This window comes from Wolbachia endosymbiont (group A) of Gymnosoma rotundatum, from assembly GCF_947250765.1.
In the GTDB taxonomy this organism is placed as follows: Bacteria; Pseudomonadota; Alphaproteobacteria; order Rickettsiales; family Anaplasmataceae; genus Wolbachia; species Wolbachia pipientis.
This window is the reverse complement of record NZ_OX366347.1, coordinates 1,264,769-1,287,763: the sequence shown is the minus strand read 5'-3', so window position 1 is coordinate 1,287,763 and position 22,995 is coordinate 1,264,769. Positions and strand designations below refer to the sequence as shown.

Sequence of the window (22,995 nt, the reverse complement as noted above, 5' to 3'; positions counted from 1 at the left end):
AAGAGAAGTGGTTAATCTATTAAAAAATGAATATTTTGAGAAGTGTATGCCACAAAAGATGAGAGTTAGTAACAATAGCGAATATAACCAATTTCTAGAAAAAAGAGGGAATGTTTTTCATTTCATCGATGAAGCTATAGAAAGCTGGTACGAAATTTCAGAAAAAGTTGCCGGAGATTTACAGCGATAAAGTTGTCATTGTAATACATATAATCGTTAACCTGTTTAGAATAGGTTTAAGGCAAGGGGTTGGATTTGTAAAAGGATATCTGAAAAGTATAGGAAAAAATCTCCAAGTATTCACAAGCTTGTCGCCGATTAAATAAACTTAATTTAAAACTTTACGACCATAGGACAGATAAAAATGATATAGAAAGTATTGAAATTGCTATAGATAGTACTGCAATCCATATTTATAGTAACAGCACTCAACATAACAAAGATAACGCTAAGATAAGGAAATATAATGGCACAGATCAGGTGAGAAAGCTACATGTAGCTTTAGATATAAACAGTAAAAAGATTGTAGCAACTAGATATACTAATTTCCTCTCACATGATAGCGTATCAGCATTTAAGATACTGGAGGAAATATGTGACATCTATAAGATTAAGTCTCTTCTTGCAGATGGAGCTTATGATACAACAAGTTTATATAAATTATGCAATAAATATAATTTGAAACCAATTATAAAGCCAAGAAAGAATGCAAAAATCTGTGACAATTATAGTGCACCCATTTGTCTAGACCATTTTTTGGGAATGTTCAAAAAAGTGTGTCAAACCGCATTTTTAGTTCAACTCAATTTTCAATCTGTTGGGAAAGAAGATGTCAAGTTGAGACATAGTTAAAGCCCAATTAGGGAGAGCCATAATCCATTTTTGCTCCACTTTTTTTATAGCACAATATACCTGTTTGTACAAGGCATTTGTACTGGTAAATGAACCCTTGGTTTTAGTGAATTTCCTGATTTGTCTGTGCAGTCCCTCGATAGGATTAGTGGTATAAATCAGCTTTCTAACTGGCCCAGAATACTTAAAATAACCAGATAAATTTTCCCAATTGTTTTGCCACGATTTTATAACCAAAGGGTATTTTTCACCCCATTTTTCTTCTAGCTCAAGCAAATAATTCTCAGCGATTTCTTTACTTGAAGCACGATATATTTTCTTTAAATCATTCATGAAAACTTTCACATCTTTGCTGGATACGTATTTTAGTGAATTTCTTATTTGGTGCACAATGCATAACTGTACCTCAGCATTGGGAAATACGCTATTTATAGCTGTAGGGAAGCTTTTTAACACAAGCTATCAAAATGTCTTCTACTCCTCTCTCTTTTAAGTCATTTAATACACCTAGCCAGAAGTTAGCTCCCTCACTTTCTGCTAAATAAAAGCCCAAAACTTCTTTTCTGCCATCCTGGTCTATACCTAATATATTGTACATACATTTACTTACGCAATGCCCGTCTTCTTTGACCTTAAAAAACATCCCATCCATGAACACTATTGGATATACAGACTGCAATGGACGACTGCGCCATTCGTTGATTACTGGCAGTAATTTGTCAGTGATATTGGATATTTCTGCTGCAGATATTTTGTGGTCATACATCTCCTCTACATGCGATGCTATGTCCCTATACCCCATGCCACTAGCGTATGTGCTTAAAACCTTTGCTTCAAGTTCCGGATGTAGGCTTGTTTGCCTTTTTTTCACTATTTGCGGTTCAAAACTTCCTTCTCTGTCTCTTGGCGTCAATAGTTCAAATGAACCTGCGCTTGTCTTCAAAGTCTTGCCATTTCTCCCATTTCTACGATTGTTTTCTTCACTTCCAGCAGATAAATGATGTTCTATTTCACCCTCTAGACTAGCTTCAAGCAGCCTTTTTATAAATGGCGTTAATGCACCATCTCTTCCCATCAGTGGCCTACCTTCTCGTATAGACGACAGGATGTTTGTTTCTAATTCTTTGTAATCTACCAATCCAGTAGTTCTATTTGCTTGACTCATATCAAACCTCCATTTTTTATATCAATTTATTACTTTTTTTTCGGCTTGACACACTTTTTTGAACATTCCCCATTTTTTCCAAAGTAATTCGATTTTTAAAATGAATATGTTCGTCGACAAACATTTAAAGTATTTATCAATATATTCATTTACTGTTTATGATAATAAAGATCAGCAGGAACTTTATAATGTAGAGTCTGATGTCGCCTTTTATAGTTATACCAACCAACAAAATCGTTTATTATAAGATTCAAATCTTTGATACTATTTGGTCTATAATAGTATATAGCTTCTTGCTTTAAAGTTCTCCATAAACGCTCAACAAATATATTGTCGAAGCAACGTCCTTTATGATCCATACTAATTTTAATATTAGCACGCTCTAATTCCATAATAAAGTTGTAGCTAGTAAACTGCACTCCTTGATCACTATTAAAAATCTCAGGTTTACCTTGTTTTAGAGCTTCTTTGAGAGTATAAAGGCAAAATCCAGCATCAAGATATGGTGATAATGAATGAGCAATAATATAGCGACTATACAAGTCCATTATTGCCACAAAATAGACAAACTTACCTTCTACCATAATATATGTTATATCAGTAGCCCATACCTGATTAACTCTACAAATAATCAAATCTTTGAGTAAATAAGGATATATTTTATGCTTTTTTTCTTTAATACTTGTATTACATTTTTTTCTACAATATAGCCCACTGATCTTCATTTTTTTCATAATTCTTAAGATTTTCTTGTGATTGACTACTACTCCACTCACTATGATTTCAGCAGTAATTTTGCGATATCCATAACGGCAATCAGAAGCCAAATATACTTCTTGAATCAAATTTGCTACTTCACTTTCGTTATTAATTATAGGCCTATAATATAGGCTAGACCTGCAAATCCCAAGTAAATCAGCCTGTTTCCTAATTGATAGATCAGAATCTTTTTCTATAAACCTTACTCTATCTTTTTTGCTTATTTCAGTAATTTTTTTTTCAAATAACTATTTTCCACTGTCAGTTCTCCTATTATTTTATGTAAGCTTTCTATTTCTTGCGCTAAGATTCTTTGTTTTCTCGCACTTTCACTTTCTTCAGCAAATAGGTCTTTTAACCTTGCCAATACTCTATCACGCCAATCATATAGATTTGTTGATGGTATTTTATATTCACTACATATCTCAGCTGTGCTTTTTTGATTTTTTATTGCTTCTATAGCTATCTTTGCTTTTAACTCTGGTTCATATTTTTTTGTTGCCATACTTTTACCCCTTTACCTTCCTACTCGGATCAACCATTTTTTTTTGGTCTAGTTTATGGGGTGCATTATAGTTGCTCTCTGTATAATGATGGTATTGGCATCGGAATAGAAAAAGCTATTTAACATTTTATTTGTCTTTTATAAAAATTGACTTATTTATAAATATATGTAATAATTTAATTTTTATAGGAGTAAGATATGGACTATCCACAGTTTTCAGAAATATACAAGAAATTAAAGGCAATATTGACTCAAGTCATCAAAGATGCGGAGCAGATAGAAAAAATCGAACAAGAACTTGGAGAAGAGATAAAAAACACACCTGAATTTAAAGCATGGAAAGAAAGTGGTTTTAGTTTAGATCACGTGTTTAATATTGGACTAAAACAAGATGCATTCTTAATACGTGCTTGTCAAGACCTCGATGTAGAAGTGGTAAAGCTTTTACTAAATACAGGGGCTAGTGTTAATGTAATAGCTGGAGAAGATAATCCTTTCGCTATTCTTATTGAAAGGTCACAGGATGATGAAAAGGCAAACCAGATATTGGATTTACTATTACCAAAATTAAAACCTCTTGTTAACGAAAAAAAAGAAATTGTAAATTTTACAATAATAAAAGCTGTTGAGCGTGGCAATTTAAAGGTATTCAACGCTCTGAAAGATGCAGGAGCTAACTTTATACAAGCGAATGGAATGTCTCTATTAAAGTGGGCTGAAGAGCATAAGGAAGGTGTTGATAATAAAAAAGACATGGACAAGATAATAAATCATCTAACCACTCTTTCAAAAACAACAGAAGAGGTTAAATCTTCTGTCAGTATAGACACTTCAGAAAAGAGCGATGCAACCTTCTGGAGTAAGCACAAAGGAAAAATGGCTCTAAGCATTGTTACACTATTTGCAGCTGGTGCTGTTACAGCATTTATGTTCGATTTACCTATAGTCGCGTTAGTTTTAGTAGCTTCAGCAGCAGTTATATTAATGGCTATTGGTATTGACAAAATTTGTGAAAAGAGTCCAAATACAGAAATTGATAAACCATCTGCTACTTCAGACAGAACAGTAAATCAGGCTGTTAGTTAATAATTCATAGTCACACCTCAGCAACACTCTGCTGGGGTTTGGCTATGGAAATTACAGAGTAAAAATGCCACAATCATGCTAAATCATAAGCTTTTGTTGTTCCAGAGATAACATGAGCAGAAACTCCTTCCTTAACTAAACCCTTTGCCACCTCTATTTTTACTGCCTTTCCACTTTCTTCCTCACTAATACGGATGAATTTAGTTAATAAATAAAACGTTTCGTGTAATTCTTGATCCTTAATCTCCCTATGTCTTCTTACTAACCTCTTCTCCCTCGTACTTTTCCTCATTTGATACTTCTTGTCCGCAAGCTAGATCTCTAGCAGTTGTTGATAATGCTTCTGCTAATTCATATAACTTCTTAATTGAAATTCTGCGTGTTCCTTTTTCATATTGCAGTATTACCTGATATGTTGTTCCTATTTTTTTGCTAAATCTTTTTGAGTATATCCCTTTGCTAACCTACGATTTCTTACTTCCTGTCCTATTATAGCCTTTCTTATAATAGTCCGAATGCGATAAGATATGTGTTTATGGCTATAGCAGGCCAGTAGCATATTACGGTCTGTTCGGATTATTGTAAAAAGAGCTATACTTTGTAATCTAAAAAGTTAGAACAATTATTCTCTTTTTTTCACATTTTACACCCCATAATCAGAAGAGCCGTTACGTATACCTAATTGAGAACCTTTTTGACAAACTGAACTCATCTCCTTTCAAACAATTTTTCTATATCACTTAGTTTCATTTCTATATACGTTGGTCTTTCATGACCAGAATATGGAGTTTTCTCAATTTGTCTTAGTATCTCATTCATCTCTTCCAATTTCATTTTTCTTCCTGCTCCATGGCAAGCGATTGTGGCTGATATTTTATTCACCTTATCCTCTATTGGCAACGTATCTTCCATTTCCATTAACTTATCTACTATATCAACTAGCATCTCTTTTATATCTATTGTTCCCAAGATTGCAGGTATTTCTTTTATCGTTACTTTATCTTCTGATTGTATTTCAATATCAAAACCCATTTCAAAAAGCTCATCTTTATAAGTTTTAACCATCCCCATTCCTGCTTGGTTTTTAATTTCAACTGTTTCAGGAAGAAGTTTTTGTCTTTTTATGCTTGATTTTTGCTTTAAGCACTCGTAGATCAACCTCTCATAGGCTGCATGTTGATCTACTATAATCAGCCCATCTCCAGCCTCAGCAATAATGTAAGTATTGTGGACCTGACAACGTGCATATCCTAGGGGATGATCCTCTACCAAATCAATTTGCTTCCTTTCTAAAACCATCGTTCCCTTTTGGGGTGGGGATTCTCCATACTTAAAAGTTTCTGGTAAGCTTTGCCTTCTTTCATCTGGTGCATTGAATTCTTTCATTAGACGATTTTCTAAAAGACTTGGTCTCCTTTCATAAAACTCTTTTTGATCTTTTTTCCCTTGACTATCAACCTGCTCTTGGCTTTTACTATCATTAAAAATTAGCTCCTCTTCAATACCTTGATCACCCGCTGCAAATCTCGTTGATAGTGTTTTTATTATCCCTCTTCTCACTATTTCATATATTAGCCTTTTATTCTGAAATCTTACTTCCGATTTATTTGGATGCACATTTACATCTACTTGGTCATATGGTACTTCTAAATGCAACACTGCAAAAGGATACCTATTGTTTGGAATAAAATCGTGATACGCATATCTAATTGCACCAACAAGTAGATTGTCTTTTATTGGCCTTCCATTAACAAACGTATAAATCTGAGTTGAGTTGCCACGATTGACATTAGGTTTACAGATGTGTCCCTTAAGTTTGATGCCTTCTTCTTCCTCTTTAACTTCCAGTGAATTGCTTTGAAATTCTTCTTCTATTTCACATAATCTGTTGAACAGCGAAGTTTGCTTAACATATTTTAAGAGCTTTTTATTACCAGAAGTGAGAGTAAACCCAATACTATAATTAATCATCGCTAAGTTATTCACAATATCAACAATACTTTGTGTTTCTGCCCTTTCGGTTTTTAGAAACTTTAGTCTATTTGGTGTAGCAAAAAATAAGTCACGAACTTCAATATATGTACCTTGCAACAAAGAACAAGGGGTAATCTCTCTTATTTTTTCTCCTCCCTCATACCTTATAGACCATGCTTCCTTTGCTCCACTTGCCTTAGATGATAATTTCATTCTGCTTACTGCTGCAATTGAAGGCAGAGCCTCTCCTCTAAAGCCAAGATGTCTGATCTCTATTAACTCACTATCACTTAATTTTGAAGTGGCATGCCTCATAAGTGCTAGTTCCAGATCGTTCTTTTCTATTCCATTTCCATCATCTGTCACAGTTATAAGGTTACGTCCACCACTTTCTATTTTGATCTCTATCTCTGAACTTCCAGCATCTATTGCATTTTCTACTAATTCCTTTACTACACTCGCTGGCCTTTCTATTACCTCTCCCGCTGCTATACGATTTATAGTTTTTGTGTCTAAAAGAATTATTGCCATAATACCCCACCCAATCTATGAAACTTAGAGTTCCCTCTATTTTTGGTGATTTTTTGACCTCACAATCTCTATATTTTAGCTTTTTAGATTCCTTTCTAGCAAGTCTATCTGCCTCCTCATTGTACATATTACCGTTGTGAGCTCTAACCCACTTCCAATTAATATCATGCTGCAAAGCAACTTCATCTAGTTCCTGCCATAATTCTCTGTTCTTCACTGGCTTTTTATCGGCTGTCTTCCAACCATTTACCTTCCATTTATTGATCCACTCTGTTATACCTTGTTTAATATACTGACTATCAGTGTGTAAAACAACTTCGCAAGAAACTTTCAACATCTTTAGCCCGTTAATCACAGCCTTTAACTCCATTTTGTTATTCGTTTTCACCTCCAGAGATGCGTTTTTTGATAAAGACACTTTTATTTTCATACATCACCACGGCCGCCCATCCACCAGGCCCTGGATTTCCGGAACATGCTCCATCTGTATATATTGTAACCTTCTTTTTTTCGCCCATACTTACAGGATATAGATTCAACGTAAATTTGCTACCGAAATATGTTGATATTATTTTTTGAATATTTTAAAATGTAAGGTGTGAGAGATTGACAAACCTGTCCTCACGATGTTAGGTAAATCGTAATTGAGCTTTTAGGCTCGTATTTTTATTAGGAGGTTAGTCTCTCACACTGAAAATAAATATTTTTAAGCTCTTAATAGCTCATCAATTCATTTGCTGGGGTTTATGGAGGGAGTTGTAAAAGATAATAAAATAAACATCTAAGGTGCGCAGTAGCATTCTATGGTCATCTATGGAGGTAATTTTTTGCCAACTCTTGAAATTTAGCTAACTTTAATAGACTTTAGCACAAAAACGTTGAATATTCCTTCACAATTGTGTATAATTATTAATGCTTTTTATCTTACTTTCTCATGGCTCTTTCGAAGTTTCTCGATCCTAAGAATGATATATCGTTTAAGCGGATCTTCGGTACTGAAAAAAATAAAGATATCCTTATTCACTTTCTTAATGATATTCTTGGCTTCACTGGCAAAAGTGCAATAAAGGATATAGAGTTTTTAAGTACTATTCAAGACCCTGATATTGCCTCTAAAAAACAAAGCATTGTTGATGTTCTTTGTAGAGATGAAAATGGGCTGCAAGTCATAGTCGAAATGCAGGTTGCTAAAACCAAAGGCTTTGAAAAACGTGCCCAATACTATGCTGCTAAAGCTTATTCAAGACAGGCTGATAAAGGTGATCAATATCATGACCTTAAGGAAATTATCTTTATTGCTATAGCAGATTGTATTTTATTTCCTGATAAGTCTGAGTATAAGTCAAAGCATACCATTCGCGATGAAGATACTAATGAACATGATCTAAAAGATTTTTACTTTATATTTATTGAGTTGCCTAAATTTCCAAAAACCAAAGAAGATCAGCTTTCAAGTATAGTTGAAAAATGGGTCTACTTCTTTAGATATGCAGACGAAACTAGTGAGGAAGAGCTAGAGAGAATAATAGGAAGTGATCTAATAATTAAAAGAGCATATGAAGAACTAAATAGGTTCAACTGGTCAGAAAAAGAATTTATTGCCTATGAACAAGAGATAAAGCGCATTCGTGACGAACAGGCTGTCCTTGCTCAAAAACTCGATGATGCTACTCAAAAAGGTAGACAAGAAGGTAGACAAGAAGAAAAAATCGAAGTTGCAAAAAACCTACTTAAGGCTGGCATTTCTATTGATGTCATTTCCCAGACAACTGGCCTTCCTCAGGCTAATATTACACAACTTAAGGAAGAAACTTTTTAGTCTACTACCTTCTTCCAGCCATTAATTGTATTAAACAAGAGACTGATATTAGTTTTAACTACCTCAATTCTTCTGTCAGTTAATTCATGCCTGTCAGATCAAGTTGTGTCTAGTACAACCGAAAAATGCAGAGAGAGTATGACAAACATGTTTATAAAGAGCGCCATCTGATTGAGTGTTTCTTTGGTAAAATAAAGCATTTTAGGCGCATCTTCTCTCGCTTTGACAAGACTGCTGTAGTATTTATGGGATTTTTAAATTTTGTTGGAGCACTTATATGGCTGCTCTAAAATTTTGTTCACAGAGCCTAGTTATTTCAAGTATTCTGATCCAATGAGGAGAGTAATTTACACCACTAATCCAATTGAGGGGTTGCATAGACAAATTAGGAAATTCACCAAGACCAAGGGCTCATTTACCAGCTTGTACAAGCTGATATATTGTGCTATAAGAAAGATGGAAGAAAAGTGGACGATGCCTGTACGTATTAACTATGTCCCAGCTCGACATTTTCTTTCCTGATAGATTGAAAATTGAGTTGAATTAAAATGTGGTTTGACACAGTTTATTTAACACTCCCGACAGAGAATTGAGGTAGTTAAAACTAATATCAGTCTCTTGTTTAACGTTACTAATATTTTTCTGAAAAGCAATGTGTTTGCTATCAGAAAAGTCTGCATAGGTGTTTTACCATAGCAATATTTACCTGAGTGAGGCCTGGTCTCATTGTAAGAGCGCAACCAATGATCAACATCTATCTGCAAATCTTCTAAAGAACTGTAGATTTTCTTTCTAAAGATAATATTGTAACACTCATCTTGCATAGTTTTATGAAACCTCTCGCATATGCCATTAGTTTGTGGTGAATTGGCTTTAGTTCTTGAATGATCAATATTTTCAATTCCCAAATAAAGCTGATAAGCGTGATTTTTTGGTTTACCACAATATTCTGTACCTCTATCAGTCAAAATGCGTAATAATGGCACGTTTTGTACATCGAAAAATGGTATTACTCTATCATTCAGCAAGTCGGCAGCGGTAATAGCAGTTTTATCTGTATAAAGCTTAGCAAAAGCCACTCTCGAATATGTATCAATAAAAGTCTGCTGGTAAATGCGCCCAACGCCCTTGATATTGCCTACGTAATAAGTATCTTGAGACCCTAAATAACCTGAGTGTTCTGTTTCAATTTCACCGTGAGCTTCTCTTTGCTCTTTAACTTTTTCCAATGCTGCAAGTTGCTCTTCAGTTAAAATTATGCCGTCTTGTGCAACCTTCGCTTCAAGGGCTTTAAGTCTTTTTTTGAACATTTCAATGTCGTTTCTTAGCCATACAGATCTCACACCACCTTCGGAAATTATTATACCTCTTTTTCTCAGCTCATTTGCAGCTCTTTGCTGTCCATATGCTGGAAATTCTGTTGCAATATTTACTACTGCTCTTTCTATATCTTCGGAAACTCTGTTTGCCAATAGGGGTTTTTTCTTACTTATTTCATGTAATGCTCCTTCTCCCCCACTTTCATATAACTCCTTAAATCGATAAAATGTATCACGCGAATAACCCATCACCTTACACGCTTGTGATACGTTACCTAATTGCTTTGCTAGTTCTAATAACCCTAACTTTGGTTTTAGTATTTTTGTTTGTATCGTACTCATTTCTAACACTCCTTTCTTTTATTATTTTATAACTTACTTTTTTAAAGTGTCAGATCAAGTTCTATCTAATACAAAGTTTAAAACAAAACATTTTCTTCCATAAGTCCACCCTCAATTTGACATAATGGTTAAGCTTTGTAAAACATTTTTAGTATATGTTATTATCCTACGCTTTGACTCTCTTGCTTTCTTCTCATATTATCTTTTCATAAATCTTTACTAACATGAGTGAAAATTGATATTTGAAACTGCTGCTAATGGTTGCTGGGAGACTTGCTGTGGAAAGAGGTGGCTATTTAAGGAACTTATGTTGCAGCAGCAGAACTACTTAATAGAAAAAGGAACAGGTGACCTTGACCAAAAAAATCTAAAGAAAGTTAAGAACATTTTTTATAGAAAGCAATAACAAAGACTTCATCATATTTAGAGTATAGAATTATTATAAATTTCCTGTCACTTTCAAATGAATTACTACTAATTTAGTATTGCTTTCTATTAGGAACTTAAACAATATAAACACCTTCAGCACTCAAAACCAACTGTTGTGAGAAGTGTTCGTTTTGGGATGGTTTGTTCTGGTATTTTTAACGAAAGTTTCATGTTTTATATCTATTCTTCATATAAGTTAAGTAGTTACTTGATTTTATAAATAACAAATATTAACTATAATTAACTACTTATTATAAAGATGGTCATTTTGATACTTAATCTATCATGATTGATTTCAAGAAGAATAAAAAATTAAAATACCAATACAATAGCATTGATGTTGTAAAGGATAGTAAACTAGACACTCTAGTTGATAAGCATGAGGGAATATATGAAACTTATTCAGCTTCTGGACTGAAATATAGCCTACATGGTAATGTCTACCAATTAAAACTATTAATGCTCTTTTTAAACCGTGGTTTAAACAAAGGTTATGACTTCCGTCTAGCAACAGAATGGGATGATGCAGAAAAATTTGATGACTTAGTATTCCGGTATATCGATAATCAAGGCCATATCAGGTATCGTTTTCTACAGGCTAAACATAAATTAGATGAGAATAAAAAAATTACTGTGGGAGATTTACTGACGCAAAATAAAAATGGTGAATTTAACTTGGAAAAGTATTTTATTTCCTATTTAAAAATTAAAAAGAACAAAAGTTTTAAAGAGGGTATCTTAGAGGATTTTATTATCTGTACTAACATTGATTTTGATTTTTGCAATGCAGTACAAGGCCAAATAAGAAAACTCAAAAGCAATGGAATAGAAATCTTAGTAAAAACAATTAGCACCTATGATTATTTTTTTCAAGATGGTGGCATAAGGTATAGATTAGAAAGTAATAATGGTCTGATTTCATATTTCACACAAAGTAGCACAGCACAAGAAGAAATTAATGGACAAGGTATAGATCAAAAAGTAGAAGAGTTTCTTGCACATCTAGTATTTGCAGTAAATCAACCTAATGAGATTGTACTGAATAGCATTATTGGTAGAGAAATAGGAAAAAAGTTTAAGTTAATTGACTCTGATCTCATTTCACATGATTTTCAAAAACAGATGCTAGACTGGATGAAAGAGAAAGGACTAAAGGGAAAAGAAGGAAGATTTCTTTCAACTGACAATGGTAGGAAATTCTTTGATTTCATAGCACCGAACAGAAAAATCTGTCAAACCAGGAAGAAACTCTCCAATTTAAGTTTTAGTAGTTTTTAAGTACAATTGTACAGGAGGTGCTTTTGCAGTTATAACCGAATGTTTCACTGGTGCCATAAGTGCCCGTTTTATAGCATGGTTTTGGGAGGAACGTTCGAACCATTGATGGAGCCATATTTTATGACTACCTCGTTTAGGAGATTGTATAATCTTAACCATTCCCAAGCTGAAGCGCTTCGTTATTATAAATTATAGGAGCTACCATGAAAAAAGCAAAAAGTAAATTAGAGATAATGAATCCTAACGCAGCAGGAATAGATATCGGTTCATCTGTGCATTATGTATGTATACCTGAAGAAAGAGATGAACAACGTGTACAAAAGTTTAGCTGCTTCACAGAAGATCTTCACAATATAGCAAAGTGGTTAAAGAAGTGTAAAGTTACTACAGTAGCTATGGAGTCAACAGGAGTATATTGGATTCCTTTGTTCCAAGTACTTGAATCGTATGGATTCGAAGTAAAACTGGCAAATGCAAGGCATGTAAAAAATGTACCTGGGAGAAAATCAGACGTCCAGGATTGCCAATGGCTACAACAACTACACAGTTATGGGTTAATCCAAGGATCGTTTAGGCCAGATGATCAAATGTGCATATTGCGTAGTTATGTTCGGCAACGTAAAAATCTTACAGAAAGTGCGACTACACACATTAATAGGATGCAAAAGGCGTTAGTACAAATGAATATTCAGTTACATAAAGTAATAAGCCATATAACAGGTGTCACTGGAATGCAAATTATTAAGGCTATAATCGAAGGTGAAAGAAATCCTAATAAATTAGCTGAATTAAGGGATGTGCGAATAAAGAGTGATAAATCGGCTATTGCCAAAGCACTAACAGGTGACTACAGAGAGGAACATTTATTTGCATTACAGCAGGAATTTGAACTATACAATGTTTATCAGGAAAAAATAGCAGAGTGTGACAAAAATATTGAAAACCACTATAAGACATTTGAAGCAAAATCTGACGAGAGTAGAGAGTTAAGCAAGGAAAGAAGTAAGTATCGAAAAGATAAGCTAAACTTTGCCTTGCGTGAAGAATTGTATCGAGTAACCGGTATAGATTTTACTAAAATTCCTGGATTTGATGTACTAACTGTACAAGCTATTATTTCGGAAGTTGGTATTAACTACAGTAAATGGCAATCAGAAAAGCATTTTACTTCATGGTTGGGGCTAAGTCCTGCTAATAAGATTACAGGGGAAAAAGTATTTAGGACAAGAACTCGTGAGGTTATCAATCGTGCTGCGAATGCATTTCGAATGGCTGCTTATGCCGTGGGAAAAAGTAAGAGTGCATTGGGTGCATATTATAGAAGATTAAAAAAGCAACTGGGATCCCCAAAAGCAATTACTGCTACAGCAAGGAAATTAGCGTGTATCTTCTATCAAATGTTGAGATACGGACAAGAGTATGTGGAAAAAGGAATGAACTATTACGAAACACGTTACAAAGAGAGAGTCGTGAAAAATTTGATCAAAAAGGCACGGGTTTTTGGTTATATCTTGGTGCAACAGGAAGAGCTAATTGAGGGAGTTTCTTAGGAGCTACATCACATTCTTCCATACCATCCAGAACTGATTTTTCATCAAAAAAATCGCCTTTAAATATTGATATTTGTCCTAAATTGCCACACAATTTTAAACAAGCAGCTTTTTCCTGATTGCGAGTGAATATCTTTATTAAATATCCTTCTGCTGCCAAGCGTCTTACGATGTGTTTCCCTATAAACCCCGTTCCACCAAAAATAATTACACGTTTTGTCACAATTAAAGTTCCTAATAATTTGTTACTGTAAATTAATACAATGATTTCGCTTAATATTTTATTACGAATTCCCGTACAATAAGATCCATTTTCATTCCTCGTGAGCCTTTAACTAGAATTGCGTCATTATTCTGAATAATGTTAGCTAAATCACTTTTCAATTGATTAGAATCATTAAAATGCGTGCCTCTTATATTATCTGGCAAAAGCTCATGCAATTCTAACATAAATTTACCAACTGTATAAACTTTATCTATATTATTTTCTGTGATAATCTTAACCAAATCTGTATGAAACTCTATGCTTTCATCACCAAGTTCCAACATATCACCAAGCAAAGCTACTTTTCTCTGATTAGAATATGTACTCAAAGTTTTTATCGCAGTTTTCATCGAAGCAGGGCTGGCGTTATAGGAGTCATCAATTAAATGTATATATTTTCTATTGTATTTGACCTTATGAATATTGCCTCTACCTTTCGCTACACTAAAATTCTTAAGTGCAAGTGGTAATTTTGATAAATCAAGTCCGAGGCTTTGCACAACTGCTGCAACAGCAAGTAGCGAATAAGCAAAATGCTCACCTTGTACACGTAAATTACAGTTTATAATTTGATTATCACTCAGCCTGATTTTTAAACTTAATCTATTAGCAACTCGGTTTGATGTCATTCCAGCGCGTGACGCTGGAATCCAGTCTTTATTATACAACCGTCTGATATGCTCATTTGCAATTGAACTTCCTGGATCCAAGTAGTCAAGCACTGGGATGACAGAAGATAGTGCTGAAATGACAGAAGATTCATCGTTTCTTATTAAGTTTAGTAAACAAACTTCAGCATTTTTATCTTTACCGAAGCTTATTACATTTCTATTGGCGTGTGATGAGAGATAATCATAATATTTATTATCTCTGCTTAAAACCAAAGTACCGTTATTTTTCATACCATACAGAATTTCTAACTTCGCTTGTGCAACGTCAAATAGTGATGAAAAATTTTCAGTATGTGCAGGTTCGATGTTGGTAATAACTGCAATATTCGGATTACTAATTTTTGATAATTCTTTTATTTCACCAGCTTTATTCATTCCCATTTCAAGAATTAAGTACTGGCAGTTTTTTGGAGCTTTCAGAATTGTCAAAGGCAATCCTATATTATTATTTAAGTTACCTTCGTTTGCATGGGACACTCCATATTGCGATAAAACAGTATGCAGCATATCCTTTGTAGTGGTTTTCCCGACACTGCCTGTAACTGCAATAACTTTAGCATCAATAAGAACATTTCTAATGTAGTATGATGCCATATCGTGCAAAGCTTTCAGGGTATCTTGTACAATCATGAGAGGGAAACTTTTATATTTACCCTCACTCACTATTGCAGCGACAGCCCCTTTTAAAAACGCTTCATGCAAAAAATTATGGCCATCAAAATTCTTTCCCTTGAGGGCAATAAATAAATCACCTTTTTTTATGCTTCTTGTGTCCGTTGAAATATTTGAGCTATGTATCCAATTACAACCATTTACGTCTCTTCCGCCAGTTGCATCAATGATATTATTTGTGTTCCATTTAAACATAATTTAGAGTATTCTTTATAATAAATTGAACAATAAAAGTAGCGAAAATACTACATGTTTTAGACAATGTGCAAATAATGGTTGCAATCCCTATAATTCTATCTTATAATGGATATAGAAGTTTAAATTTTTTCGTCTATAATTAAAATGTATTTAGTTATAGAAACTACCTTGGAGGTATGTATGGCAGAATCTATTTGGGCTAAGATAGGCGGAGCAGTTAAAACAGGTGTAGAAGCTACAGGTCGGGTGTTTGCTCTTGTGCCTAAAGCACTTATTTACCCTATAAAGAAGCCGTTTGCTTCAACGGGTGAAATGAAACATGATGCTACAGTTTCGTTAAAGAAAGCTGTTGGTATAGATGTACCTGAAGAAGAAAGGGAATATGATCCACCTATAGAAACCACACAGGCTAGTAAGGATCTTGGTGTACAAATAACAGAGCAAAAGAAAGGGATAGGAAAGGTAAGTTTTTTAGTGTCAAGAACTCTGACGGGAGATATACCTTATTTGAATGATGAACAATTGAATAAAATAAAAGCACTAAAAAGTGAGTATTCAAACATCACTATACATAGAGAAGAAAATAAAATTGTAATTGAAGTTGATGTTAAAAAAATAATTGAAGACATTAAAACTGACTCTAAAAATAAAGGAAAGAGTCCAGAGGAGATAAAAAAGCTTGCTATTGAAGAAATTAAACAAAAAGTTGACGGTAACCTTAAAGATCTAGCAAAAATTACTGGTGGAGAATTTAAAGTTCACACAGACTTAAAATTGCTGTATGGTATTGCAGAAAAATTGTATAAGGAATATGATAATCAAAAGCAGTCATCAGAAGCTACGAAACCTGCAGGACTTACAAATAGCGAAGGGTTACTAAAGGCTGGTCAGCCTTCAGTAACTATAGCTTCAGGTGAGAAAAAATGGGCGCAAGAAGCTATAAAGCCAGGTAAGTCGCAAAGTTGTGGAATGTAAAAATAAGTTATAGGGGAGTATTATGAGTGAAGCTAAAAAAATAGAGGAAAGACATCATAGTCTCACTGTTCCTGGGGATATGTATCACTTACAACCAGGAGTTATTACTGGAAAAAGGGTAAGTGGAATAGAACCCTTTTTGAAAGAACAGCAGGACATGGTAAAAGTAAGGGAACTTGTAAGCTCTTTAAATCTTGAAGATGCTTCTGGTGAAGCGATAAAACCACTATCTACACCTAATGTAGAGAAAAACGAAGAAAGAGGGAAAGGTCGCTCTTAAAATATGAGCAATGAAGTTTATGATAGCGATAACATCTTTGCTCAAATATTAAAAGGTGAGTTACCTTGTGAGAAGGTACATGAAAATGAAAATGTACTAGCTTTTCATGATAAGTACCCTGACGCACCAGTTCATATTTTAGTTATACCAAAAAATCAATATATTTCATATGATGATTTCATTCTAAAAGCTCCTGAAGAGGAAATAGCGGATTTCTTCAAAACTGTAAGAGAGATAGCACACAAATATAATCTAGAAAAAACAGGATATAGATTAGTCACTAACTACGGTGAAAATGGAGAGCAGGTTGTACCACACTTTCACGTGCATATTTTAGGTGGTAAAAAGTTAGGAAAGCATGTAAACTCATAGTGTTATATGTTTTGTTAAATGAGCGAATATTTAACCATAGTAATCTTTATCTGCGTATCAATTGTAGTATCTTTTGCTTTAGGTATATTGCCTATGTTTCTTGCAGTGAGTAAGCCAGATGGTGAAAAGCTTTCCACATATGAGTGTGGCTTCAATCCACTATCCAGTGCAAGAAAAAATTTTGACATTAAATTTTATCTAGTTTCAATATTATTTATAATATTTGACTTAGAAATTGCTTTTCTTTTTCCTTGGGCTGTTTCTTTATCTAAGATAAGCTATGGTGGATTTTGGTCTATGATGGTATTTCTTGCAATACTCACTATAGGTTTTATCTATGAATGGTGTAAAGGTGCATTAGAGTGGGAGTAGTTTATGACAAATCAAATTCTATCTAATGATGACTGGGGTCGTTATAAAAAAGAAGGGTTTCTTGTCACTAAATTTGGTGATTTAACAGATTATGTAATGAATTGGGCAAGGTCTGGTTCATTGTGGCCAATGACATTTGGTCTTGCATGTTGCGCAGTTGAGATGATGCATACTGCATCCAGCCGTTATGATCTTGATAGATATGGTATAATGTTTCGTGCAAGCCCACGTCAATCAGATGTGATGATTGTTGCTGGCACACTAACTAATAAAATGGCAGCAGCATTGCGCAAGGTTTATGATCAAATGGCAGACCCGAAGTATGTTATTTCCATGGGAAGTTGTGCAAATGGTGGTGGTTATTACCATTACTCTTATTCAGTAGTCCGAGGCTGTGATAGAATTGTGCCAGTTGACGTGTATGTCCCTGGATGCCCACCAACCGCTGAGGCGTTGCTATATGGAATGCTATGCCTACAAAACAAAATAAAACGGACTCGGAATGGATAAAACTGCAAAGTATATACAAAAAAAGACCAAATGCGAGTGCATTCAAAAAGATGATGGCATTATTGTAATATATTCAACTTTAGATGAAATTGAAAAGCACCTATTCTTTCTACGTGATGATGAAAAGTGTAGGTTTGAACTATTAGTTGATATTTTTGGGGTTGACTATCCAAATAGAGAGAAGCGCTTCGAGCTAATATACAATCTGCTCAGCATTGTGCATAATATTAGAGTACACATAAAGCTTCAGTTATGTGAAAGCGACATGCCTCCAAGTGTAGCGAAGATATTTAGTACGGCTTTGTGGTTTGAGCGTGAAGTGTTTGATATGTATGGAATAGAGTTTTCTGATCACCCTGATTTGCGTAGGATTCTAACAGACTATGGATTCAAAGGTCATCCAATGTTAAAAGATTTCCCTCTCACTGGTTATGAGGAAGTAAGATATGATATAGAGACAAAAAAGGTTGTGTATAATCCTATAGATTTACCGCAAGATTTTCGTATGTTTGATAGCTTATCGCCTTGGGAAGGTAAAACCATAAAAGTAAATACAAAGGAGTAGAAAATGACAGTACAAAGAAAAAAAATATCTTTAATCGGTGCAGGAAATATCGGTGGAACTCTCACCCATATGATTGCACTAAGGGAACTCGGTGATGTTGTTTTACTTGATATTAGTGATGGAATACCACAAGGTAAAGCACTCGACATAGCAGAATCATCCCCTATTGATGGATTTAATGTCAATATTACTGGCACAAATAGGTATGAAGATATAAAAAACTCCGATGCAATTATAATAACCGCTGGCATCGCTAGAAAACCTGGAATGAGCAGGGATGACCTCCTGCAAACCAATGCTAAAGTAATGAAGGAGGTTGGCGAAAATATTAAAAAATATTCTCCAAACGCGTTTGTAATAGTGGTTACCAACCCTTTGGATGCCATGGTTTCAGTGGTGCATAAATTTTCAAACCTTCCAACTAATATGATTGTTGGCATGGCAGGAGTGCTTGATTCTTCCCGTTTTCGTTACTTTCTTGCAAGTGAGTTAAATATCTCAGTTGAAGATATATCTGCTTTTGTGCTTGGAGGACATGGCGACACTATGGTACCACTAATCAATTGTGCTTCAGTTGCTGGAGTTCCACTTACTCAAATTATCGATATGGGTCTTATCACACAGAAAAAAGTCGATGAAATAGTTGAACGCACTCGCAATGGCGGTAAAGAAATAGTTGATCTGCTTAAGTCTGGATCTGCATACTACGCTCCTGCATCTTCAGCTATATGCATGTTAGAATCATATTTAAAAGATAAGAGGCGCATATTACCATGTGCTGCTTACCTTAATGGTGAATATGGTGTAGAAGAGTTGTTTATTGGTGTTCCTGTAATTATTGGAAAAAACGGAATTGAAAAGATCCTAGAAGTTAAAATGAATGATAGTGAACAAGAAATGTTTAATAAGTCTGTAAACTCGGTGAGAGAGCTGGTGAAATCTTTAGGTTCATAAGCAAATTAATGGTTTTATAGAGCTTCTTTATAGCTCAAACAGCCTAAAAAAGTTGCTTGTGGTTACCTTCGCTACTTGTTCTGGTGACTCATTCCACAACTCTGCCAAACAATCAACAACGTATTTCACCATTGCTGGTTCATTCTTTTTTCCCCTATAAGGCTCAGGTGATAGATATGGTGCATCAGTTTCGACTAAAACACGCTCGCGTGGTACATTTTGTGCAATTTCTCTGAGTAAGTTCGCATTTTTAAAAGTAATAATTCCAGAAAATGAAATATATAACCCTAAATCTATAGATTGATAAGCAAGTTCTTTAGAGGAAGCAAAGCAGTGCATTACTCCACTAAAAGCACCGGCTTTCATTTCTGACCTTAACATATCGATCATCTCATTATCAGCGCTTCTTGTGTGAATAACTAAAGGTAGTCCAGTTATTCTTGACGCTTCTATATGTAATGCAAAACTTTTTTTCTGATTGTCTTTGTTGTCAGATTTATAAAAATCTAACCCGGTTTCACCGATACTAATTACCTTTTGGTTCTTGGTAAATTTAACTAATTCATCAACATGTATACACTCACCGTTTTCTATGGCAGCATCAAGCGGATGTACACCAACAGAGGAGTAGACTTGATCATAGAATGAAGAAATTTTTAATAACTTAGGAATATCATTAACACTTATGCATATGTTATGCAAAACCTTTACACCATTTTTCTCTGCCCTTGAAATTACTTTTGGTATTTCATCATCGGAAAAATAAATCAAGTGGCAATGGGAATCTACTATCATGAGCTTATTGTTGAGGCTTTTATGATAGAAGAAAACTCTTCTATCACTGTCTTGTAAACTTCTTTTTTAAATGATATAGCACTGGCTACTAAACTATCTGTACTTTGCCAACGCCACTCTTTGAACTCTGGATGATCAGTATAATTAATATCAATATCCTTATCCTCTCCGCAAAACTTCATTAAGAACCACCTTTGCTTTTGACCAGAATATCTTCCATTCCAGCATGTTGGTATAACTTCCTCAGGCAAGTTGTAGTATACCCAATTCTTGCTTTTAGTTATAACCTTTACTTTACTAGTACCAACTTCCTCTAGCAACTCACGTAACGCTGCTTGTTCCAGTTCCTCACCATCGTCAACTCCTCCTTGTGGCATCTGCCAGTAAGGGTCGCTATCAAAACGTTTTCCAATGAAGACATGTCCTTGTTTGTTAAATAGCATTATGCCAACACAAGGACGATACTTATCTTTCTGTTCAACCACGAGTACGCTCTGTTTTTAAATGATTTGTTACAGAAGTTTTAATTAATTTTCCATTTTTTTCTTTCTTCATCTCTTCAACAATTTTCTTTGCAACTTCCTTTGCACTCAAGTTCGAGTTATCAATTTCAAGCGAACCCTCAGGTATAAATAGCCTTTTCCCTTCAATTTTCTTTATAGCAAAATCCGGATCAGTAATTTTATTTTCCTGATATCTCTCTTCTGATTGGACACGTCTTACTAGTTTTTCATTATTACAATGTAATACTACAGAAAAAATTTCCATGTCCATTTTTTTACTTAAATTTACCACTGAGTTATATAATCTTTGGTCATAGGGATCACCCTCTATCAATTCATTTGTAAATATATAATGTTTTGATTTTACGTAGTGTTTTTCCAGTATTGCTAATACATTTTCCCTAACTGCAAAAATTTTTTCCCATAGGTCATCTGGAACTTCAGCGTTTTGTAATTTAACAATATCAAATATAATATTATTGAATAGATTATTGCTTACTATTACTGCACCAATGATTTTACACAGTTCCTTTGCAGTAGTAAACTTACCACTGCCTGGAAAGCCGATTAAGTAGATGAGAGTCTTGCCCATAATGAATACTAGTAAAAAGCTATTCTCAATTATATAAAAAGTATATACATTGTACATGCTAAAAGCATGATGATAAAATAGATGCAGGTAATACCTTTTTAACGGTTGAAAATAGTTCATATTTAAAGATTTTGAGTGTATAGTTATAAGCAAATTAAATAATTTAAGATGATGACTAATGTATCCAGTGATACAGAATCAATAAAAAGCACGATTGTCAGTATAATAGATCAAAATAAAGGTCACGATATAGTTACTTTCGATGTGCAGAATAAAACCGTTATTGCAAAATATATGATTATTGCATCTGGTGATTCAAGCCGTCACGTTAAAGCTTTAGCTGAACACGTAATAAAAAACCTCAAGCCACATGATAAAATCGATGTAGAAGGTATGGATGAAGGCAATTGGGTGGTTTTGAATTTTCAAGGCATAATGGTTCACATATTCAGGCCAGAAGTAAGGGAGTATTATAAAATAGAAGAGCTATGGAACTGATTGCCTGGATAGCTGGTGCGCAACTGCACAAGCATTGTGGTTTTGAAGGTAACTCCTGCACAGGTAGTGGTGTCATGAAAGTAGCTGACACTGGAATGGCTTTGTTGCATCACACTTTATGAGATGGTGATTTATGGTAAATTCATGTAACTATCTCAAATTTAGCCATACCAATATCAGTGAATTTATTAAGCAAATAGCATTTGATTAGCAGTTCTTTTTCTCGATTTATCTCAGATTTATTCCTAAAACTAAATCCGAATATTTGCTTTAATCTTGAGAAAAACCCTTCAATATAAGATCTTTTCCCATAATTTACTTCTTTTTTCCATTCTTTCATGCCATCTTCACCGTATAATTTTATTAACCTAATAGCAGCATTCCTGTCAGACATATAATCTATTTCTGGATGTTCTGCCGCATTGTTTATTGGTGGAATTTTTGTCTTTATATCATATTTGTTACACAACTTATAAAACTTGTGCCTATCACATGCTCTATCTGCATATAGTGCTTTTATGGCATGCTGAAAATCAACTTCTTTTAGCAAATCACAAGCTCCATAGTGATCAGAGTAGACACCGTTACTGTATTTTACAGCTATGGCTTTTTTGCTGTTTGTATTCAACATTACATGCAATTTTCTTGTCTGTTCATAGCTGCGATACTTTCTATCTTCGCTATTTTCTTTGCTATGACCAGGAGTGTTGTTGTATATACTAATTCCTGTACTGTCTATAGCAATTTCGATATCTTCCATATTATTTTTATCAATTCTGCAATCATTTATCTTAATATTAAGTTTCTTAAACCTTCTTGATGCTTGTGAATAGCTGATAACTGCCAAATCTCTTCCTATTTGTTGCAAATACCCTTTTATAAACCCGACTGTTTGTCTTAAACCAATTCTAAAGAAACTGACGATTATATGCACCAAAATCACAACTTTATCACTATAAATATAGTTGCCGCCCTGCATTTTTGGACAATTCTCGTACCAATTTTCTATGGCGTCATTGATATAACAAAAAATGCTTCCTCTTTCTTGGAGAAATTTGTTATATTCATGGCAGTTACTGACTCTCATTTTTTGTGGCATATTTTTTCTTCAACAGTTAAATGGCTATTTATAATGAATTTTGTCAGTAACTGCCAGTTCTTTTC

At 34.2% G+C, this 22,995-nt stretch carries 25 protein-coding genes and 6 pseudogenes; 17 read left to right on the top strand and 14 right to left on the bottom strand.

Going from position 1 to position 22,995, the window contains the following annotated elements:
• The first annotated feature begins 46 nt into the window (after positions 1 to 46).
• Together OOK97_RS06465 and OOK97_RS06460 are read left to right on the top strand one after the other, a co-directional pair.
• Entirely contained in the window at positions 47 to 190 is a 144-nt protein-coding gene (locus tag OOK97_RS06465; protein WP_264705237.1) for a hypothetical protein, read from the top strand.
• A gap of 98 nt (positions 191 to 288) precedes the next feature.
• Positions 289 to 852 carry a transposase gene (locus OOK97_RS06460; RefSeq protein ID WP_319803578.1) on the top strand — a complete coding sequence of 188 codons (564 nt, stop codon included), beginning with the start codon at positions 289 to 291 and terminating at the stop codon, positions 850 to 852.
• Here OOK97_RS06460 and OOK97_RS06455 read toward each other — a convergent pair.
• Both OOK97_RS06455 and OOK97_RS06450 read right to left on the bottom strand, forming a co-directional pair.
• A pseudogene (locus OOK97_RS06455) lies at positions 793 to 2,017 on the bottom strand (IS256 family transposase). The gene OOK97_RS06460 and the pseudogene OOK97_RS06455 overlap by 60 nt on opposite strands.
• A gap of 149 nt (positions 2,018 to 2,166) precedes the next feature.
• A protein-coding gene (locus OOK97_RS06450; protein ID WP_264705236.1) for an IS3 family transposase occupies positions 2,167 to 3,281 on the bottom strand; the annotation gives its coding sequence in 2 pieces (ribosomal slippage) (positions 2,167 to 3,008 and positions 3,008 to 3,281; 1,116 coding nt in all).
• A 198-nt stretch (positions 3,282 to 3,479) separates the two neighbouring features.
• Here OOK97_RS06450 and OOK97_RS06445 point away from each other — a divergent pair.
• Positions 3,480 to 4,367, top strand: a complete 888-nt coding sequence (locus OOK97_RS06445; protein ID WP_264705235.1) for a hypothetical protein — start codon at positions 3,480 to 3,482, stop codon at positions 4,365 to 4,367.
• Between the two features lie 73 nt (positions 4,368 to 4,440).
• Here the strand turns inward: OOK97_RS06445 and OOK97_RS07480 are convergent, their stop codons facing one another.
• From OOK97_RS07480 to rnhA, 5 genes and pseudogenes are all read right to left on the bottom strand, one after another.
• Positions 4,441 to 4,659, bottom strand: a complete 219-nt coding sequence (locus OOK97_RS07480; protein ID WP_264705234.1) for a hypothetical protein — start codon at positions 4,657 to 4,659, stop codon at positions 4,441 to 4,443.
• Positions 4,616 to 4,768 (bottom strand): hypothetical protein, encoded by a 153-nt coding sequence (locus OOK97_RS07475; RefSeq protein ID WP_264705675.1) that lies wholly within the window; start codon positions 4,766 to 4,768, stop codon positions 4,616 to 4,618. Before OOK97_RS07475 ends, OOK97_RS07480 begins: the two co-directional genes overlap by 44 nt.
• A gap of 20 nt (positions 4,769 to 4,788) precedes the next feature.
• Positions 4,789 to 4,926, bottom strand: coding sequence for a hypothetical protein (locus OOK97_RS07470; protein WP_264705233.1), 138 nt, complete (start codon positions 4,924 to 4,926; stop codon positions 4,789 to 4,791).
• Between the two features lie 149 nt (positions 4,927 to 5,075).
• Positions 5,076 to 6,872 carry a DNA mismatch repair endonuclease MutL gene (gene mutL, locus OOK97_RS06425; RefSeq protein ID WP_406719909.1) on the bottom strand — a complete coding sequence of 599 codons (1,797 nt, stop codon included), beginning with the start codon at positions 6,870 to 6,872 and terminating at the stop codon, positions 5,076 to 5,078.
• Positions 6,873 to 6,960: 88 nt separating this feature from the next.
• A pseudogene (gene rnhA / locus OOK97_RS07465) lies at positions 6,961 to 7,390 on the bottom strand (ribonuclease HI); the annotation flags it as partial.
• A gap of 416 nt (positions 7,391 to 7,806) precedes the next feature.
• Here rnhA and OOK97_RS06415 point away from each other — a divergent pair.
• From OOK97_RS06415 to OOK97_RS06405, 3 genes and pseudogenes are all read left to right on the top strand, one after another.
• Positions 7,807 to 8,691, top strand: coding sequence for an Rpn family recombination-promoting nuclease/putative transposase (locus OOK97_RS06415; RefSeq protein ID WP_264705232.1), 885 nt, complete (start codon positions 7,807 to 7,809; stop codon positions 8,689 to 8,691).
• A gap of 116 nt (positions 8,692 to 8,807) precedes the next feature.
• Positions 8,808 to 8,981: pseudogene (locus OOK97_RS06410) on the top strand (IS5-like element ISSoc13 family transposase); the annotation flags it as partial.
• A gap of 22 nt (positions 8,982 to 9,003) precedes the next feature.
• A pseudogene (locus OOK97_RS06405) lies at positions 9,004 to 9,238 on the top strand (transposase); the annotation flags it as partial.
• Here OOK97_RS06405 and OOK97_RS06400 read toward each other — a convergent pair.
• Positions 9,235 to 10,352, bottom strand: a pseudogene (locus tag OOK97_RS06400) (IS481 family transposase). The pseudogenes OOK97_RS06405 and OOK97_RS06400 sit on opposite strands and share 4 nt — an antisense overlap.
• Positions 10,353 to 11,066: 714 nt before the next feature.
• On the opposite strand from OOK97_RS06400, the gene OOK97_RS06395 reads away from it, so the two are divergent.
• Entirely contained in the window at positions 11,067 to 12,059 is a 993-nt protein-coding gene (locus OOK97_RS06395; RefSeq protein ID WP_264705231.1) for a hypothetical protein, read from the top strand.
• A gap of 203 nt (positions 12,060 to 12,262) precedes the next feature.
• The gene (locus OOK97_RS06390; RefSeq protein WP_264705004.1) at positions 12,263 to 13,609 is read left to right on the top strand and encodes an IS110 family RNA-guided transposase; all 1,347 of its coding nucleotides are present in this window, start codon (positions 12,263 to 12,265) and stop codon (positions 13,607 to 13,609) included.
• Between the two features lie 4 nt (positions 13,610 to 13,613).
• On the opposite strand, the pseudogene OOK97_RS06385 reads toward OOK97_RS06390, so the two are convergent.
• Both OOK97_RS06385 and OOK97_RS06380 read right to left on the bottom strand, forming a co-directional pair.
• A pseudogene (locus OOK97_RS06385) lies at positions 13,614 to 13,832 on the bottom strand (SDR family NAD(P)-dependent oxidoreductase); the annotation flags it as partial.
• Between the two features lie 50 nt (positions 13,833 to 13,882).
• A complete protein-coding gene (locus tag OOK97_RS06380; protein WP_264705229.1) occupies positions 13,883 to 15,412 on the bottom strand; it encodes a UDP-N-acetylmuramoyl-tripeptide--D-alanyl-D-alanine ligase in 1,530 nt (509 codons plus the stop codon).
• A gap of 183 nt (positions 15,413 to 15,595) precedes the next feature.
• Here OOK97_RS06380 and OOK97_RS06375 point away from each other — a divergent pair, with 183 nt between their 5' ends.
• The 7 genes from OOK97_RS06375 to mdh are packed head-to-tail and all read left to right on the top strand — an operon-like array spanning position 15,596 to position 19,443.
• Positions 15,596 to 16,390, top strand: a complete 795-nt coding sequence (locus OOK97_RS06375; protein ID WP_264705228.1) for a hypothetical protein — start codon at positions 15,596 to 15,598, stop codon at positions 16,388 to 16,390.
• Positions 16,391 to 16,412: 22 nt separating this feature from the next.
• Positions 16,413 to 16,670, top strand: a complete 258-nt coding sequence (locus tag OOK97_RS06370; protein ID WP_006279579.1) for a hypothetical protein — start codon at positions 16,413 to 16,415, stop codon at positions 16,668 to 16,670.
• 3 nt (positions 16,671 to 16,673) lie between these two features.
• Positions 16,674 to 17,042 carry an HIT domain-containing protein gene (locus OOK97_RS06365; RefSeq protein WP_264705227.1) on the top strand — a complete coding sequence of 123 codons (369 nt, stop codon included), beginning with the start codon at positions 16,674 to 16,676 and terminating at the stop codon, positions 17,040 to 17,042.
• 18 nt (positions 17,043 to 17,060) lie between these two features.
• A complete protein-coding gene (locus OOK97_RS06360) occupies positions 17,061 to 17,414 on the top strand; it encodes an NADH-quinone oxidoreductase subunit A (RefSeq protein WP_006279576.1) in 354 nt (117 codons plus the stop codon).
• Between the two features lie 3 nt (positions 17,415 to 17,417).
• On the top strand, positions 17,418 to 17,924 hold the full coding sequence (locus tag OOK97_RS06355) for a NuoB/complex I 20 kDa subunit family protein (RefSeq protein ID WP_006279574.1): 507 nt from the start codon (positions 17,418 to 17,420) through the stop codon (positions 17,922 to 17,924).
• On the top strand, positions 17,917 to 18,489 hold the full coding sequence (locus tag OOK97_RS06350; RefSeq protein WP_007548576.1) for an NADH-quinone oxidoreductase subunit C: 573 nt from the start codon (positions 17,917 to 17,919) through the stop codon (positions 18,487 to 18,489). The genes OOK97_RS06355 and OOK97_RS06350 overlap by 8 nt, the downstream gene beginning before the upstream one ends.
• Positions 18,490 to 18,492: 3 nt before the next feature.
• Entirely contained in the window at positions 18,493 to 19,443 is a 951-nt protein-coding gene (gene mdh / locus OOK97_RS06345) for a malate dehydrogenase (protein ID WP_007548577.1), read from the top strand.
• A gap of 27 nt (positions 19,444 to 19,470) precedes the next feature.
• Here mdh and OOK97_RS06340 read toward each other — a convergent pair whose 3' ends face one another.
• Genes OOK97_RS06340 through OOK97_RS06330 form a run of 3 tightly spaced genes read right to left on the bottom strand, consistent with a single transcriptional unit; the run spans position 19,471 to position 21,333 of the window.
• Positions 19,471 to 20,238: a TatD family hydrolase gene (locus tag OOK97_RS06340; protein ID WP_264705226.1), complete on the bottom strand. Its 768-nt coding sequence runs from the start codon at positions 20,236 to 20,238 to the stop codon at positions 19,471 to 19,473.
• A complete protein-coding gene (locus OOK97_RS06335; protein ID WP_406719942.1) occupies positions 20,235 to 20,681 on the bottom strand; it encodes an RNA pyrophosphohydrolase in 447 nt (148 codons plus the stop codon). The genes OOK97_RS06340 and OOK97_RS06335 overlap by 4 nt, the downstream gene beginning before the upstream one ends.
• Positions 20,682 to 20,715: 34 nt before the next feature.
• Positions 20,716 to 21,333, bottom strand: coding sequence for an AAA family ATPase (locus OOK97_RS06330; protein WP_022626414.1), 618 nt, complete (start codon positions 21,331 to 21,333; stop codon positions 20,716 to 20,718).
• A gap of 171 nt (positions 21,334 to 21,504) precedes the next feature.
• On the opposite strand from OOK97_RS06330, the gene rsfS reads away from it, so the two are divergent.
• Both rsfS and OOK97_RS06320 read left to right on the top strand, forming a co-directional pair.
• Positions 21,505 to 21,831, top strand: coding sequence for a ribosome silencing factor (gene rsfS / locus OOK97_RS06325; RefSeq protein WP_264705673.1), 327 nt, complete (start codon positions 21,505 to 21,507; stop codon positions 21,829 to 21,831).
• Positions 21,822 to 21,953, top strand: a complete 132-nt coding sequence (locus OOK97_RS06320) for a hypothetical protein (protein ID WP_264705224.1) — start codon at positions 21,822 to 21,824, stop codon at positions 21,951 to 21,953. Before rsfS ends, OOK97_RS06320 begins: the two co-directional genes overlap by 10 nt.
• A 20-nt stretch (positions 21,954 to 21,973) precedes the next feature.
• On the opposite strand, the gene OOK97_RS06315 is transcribed toward OOK97_RS06320, so the two are convergent.
• Entirely contained in the window at positions 21,974 to 22,930 is a 957-nt protein-coding gene (locus OOK97_RS06315; RefSeq protein ID WP_264705118.1) for an IS5 family transposase, read from the bottom strand.
• Between the last annotated feature and the right edge of the window lie 65 nt (positions 22,931 to 22,995).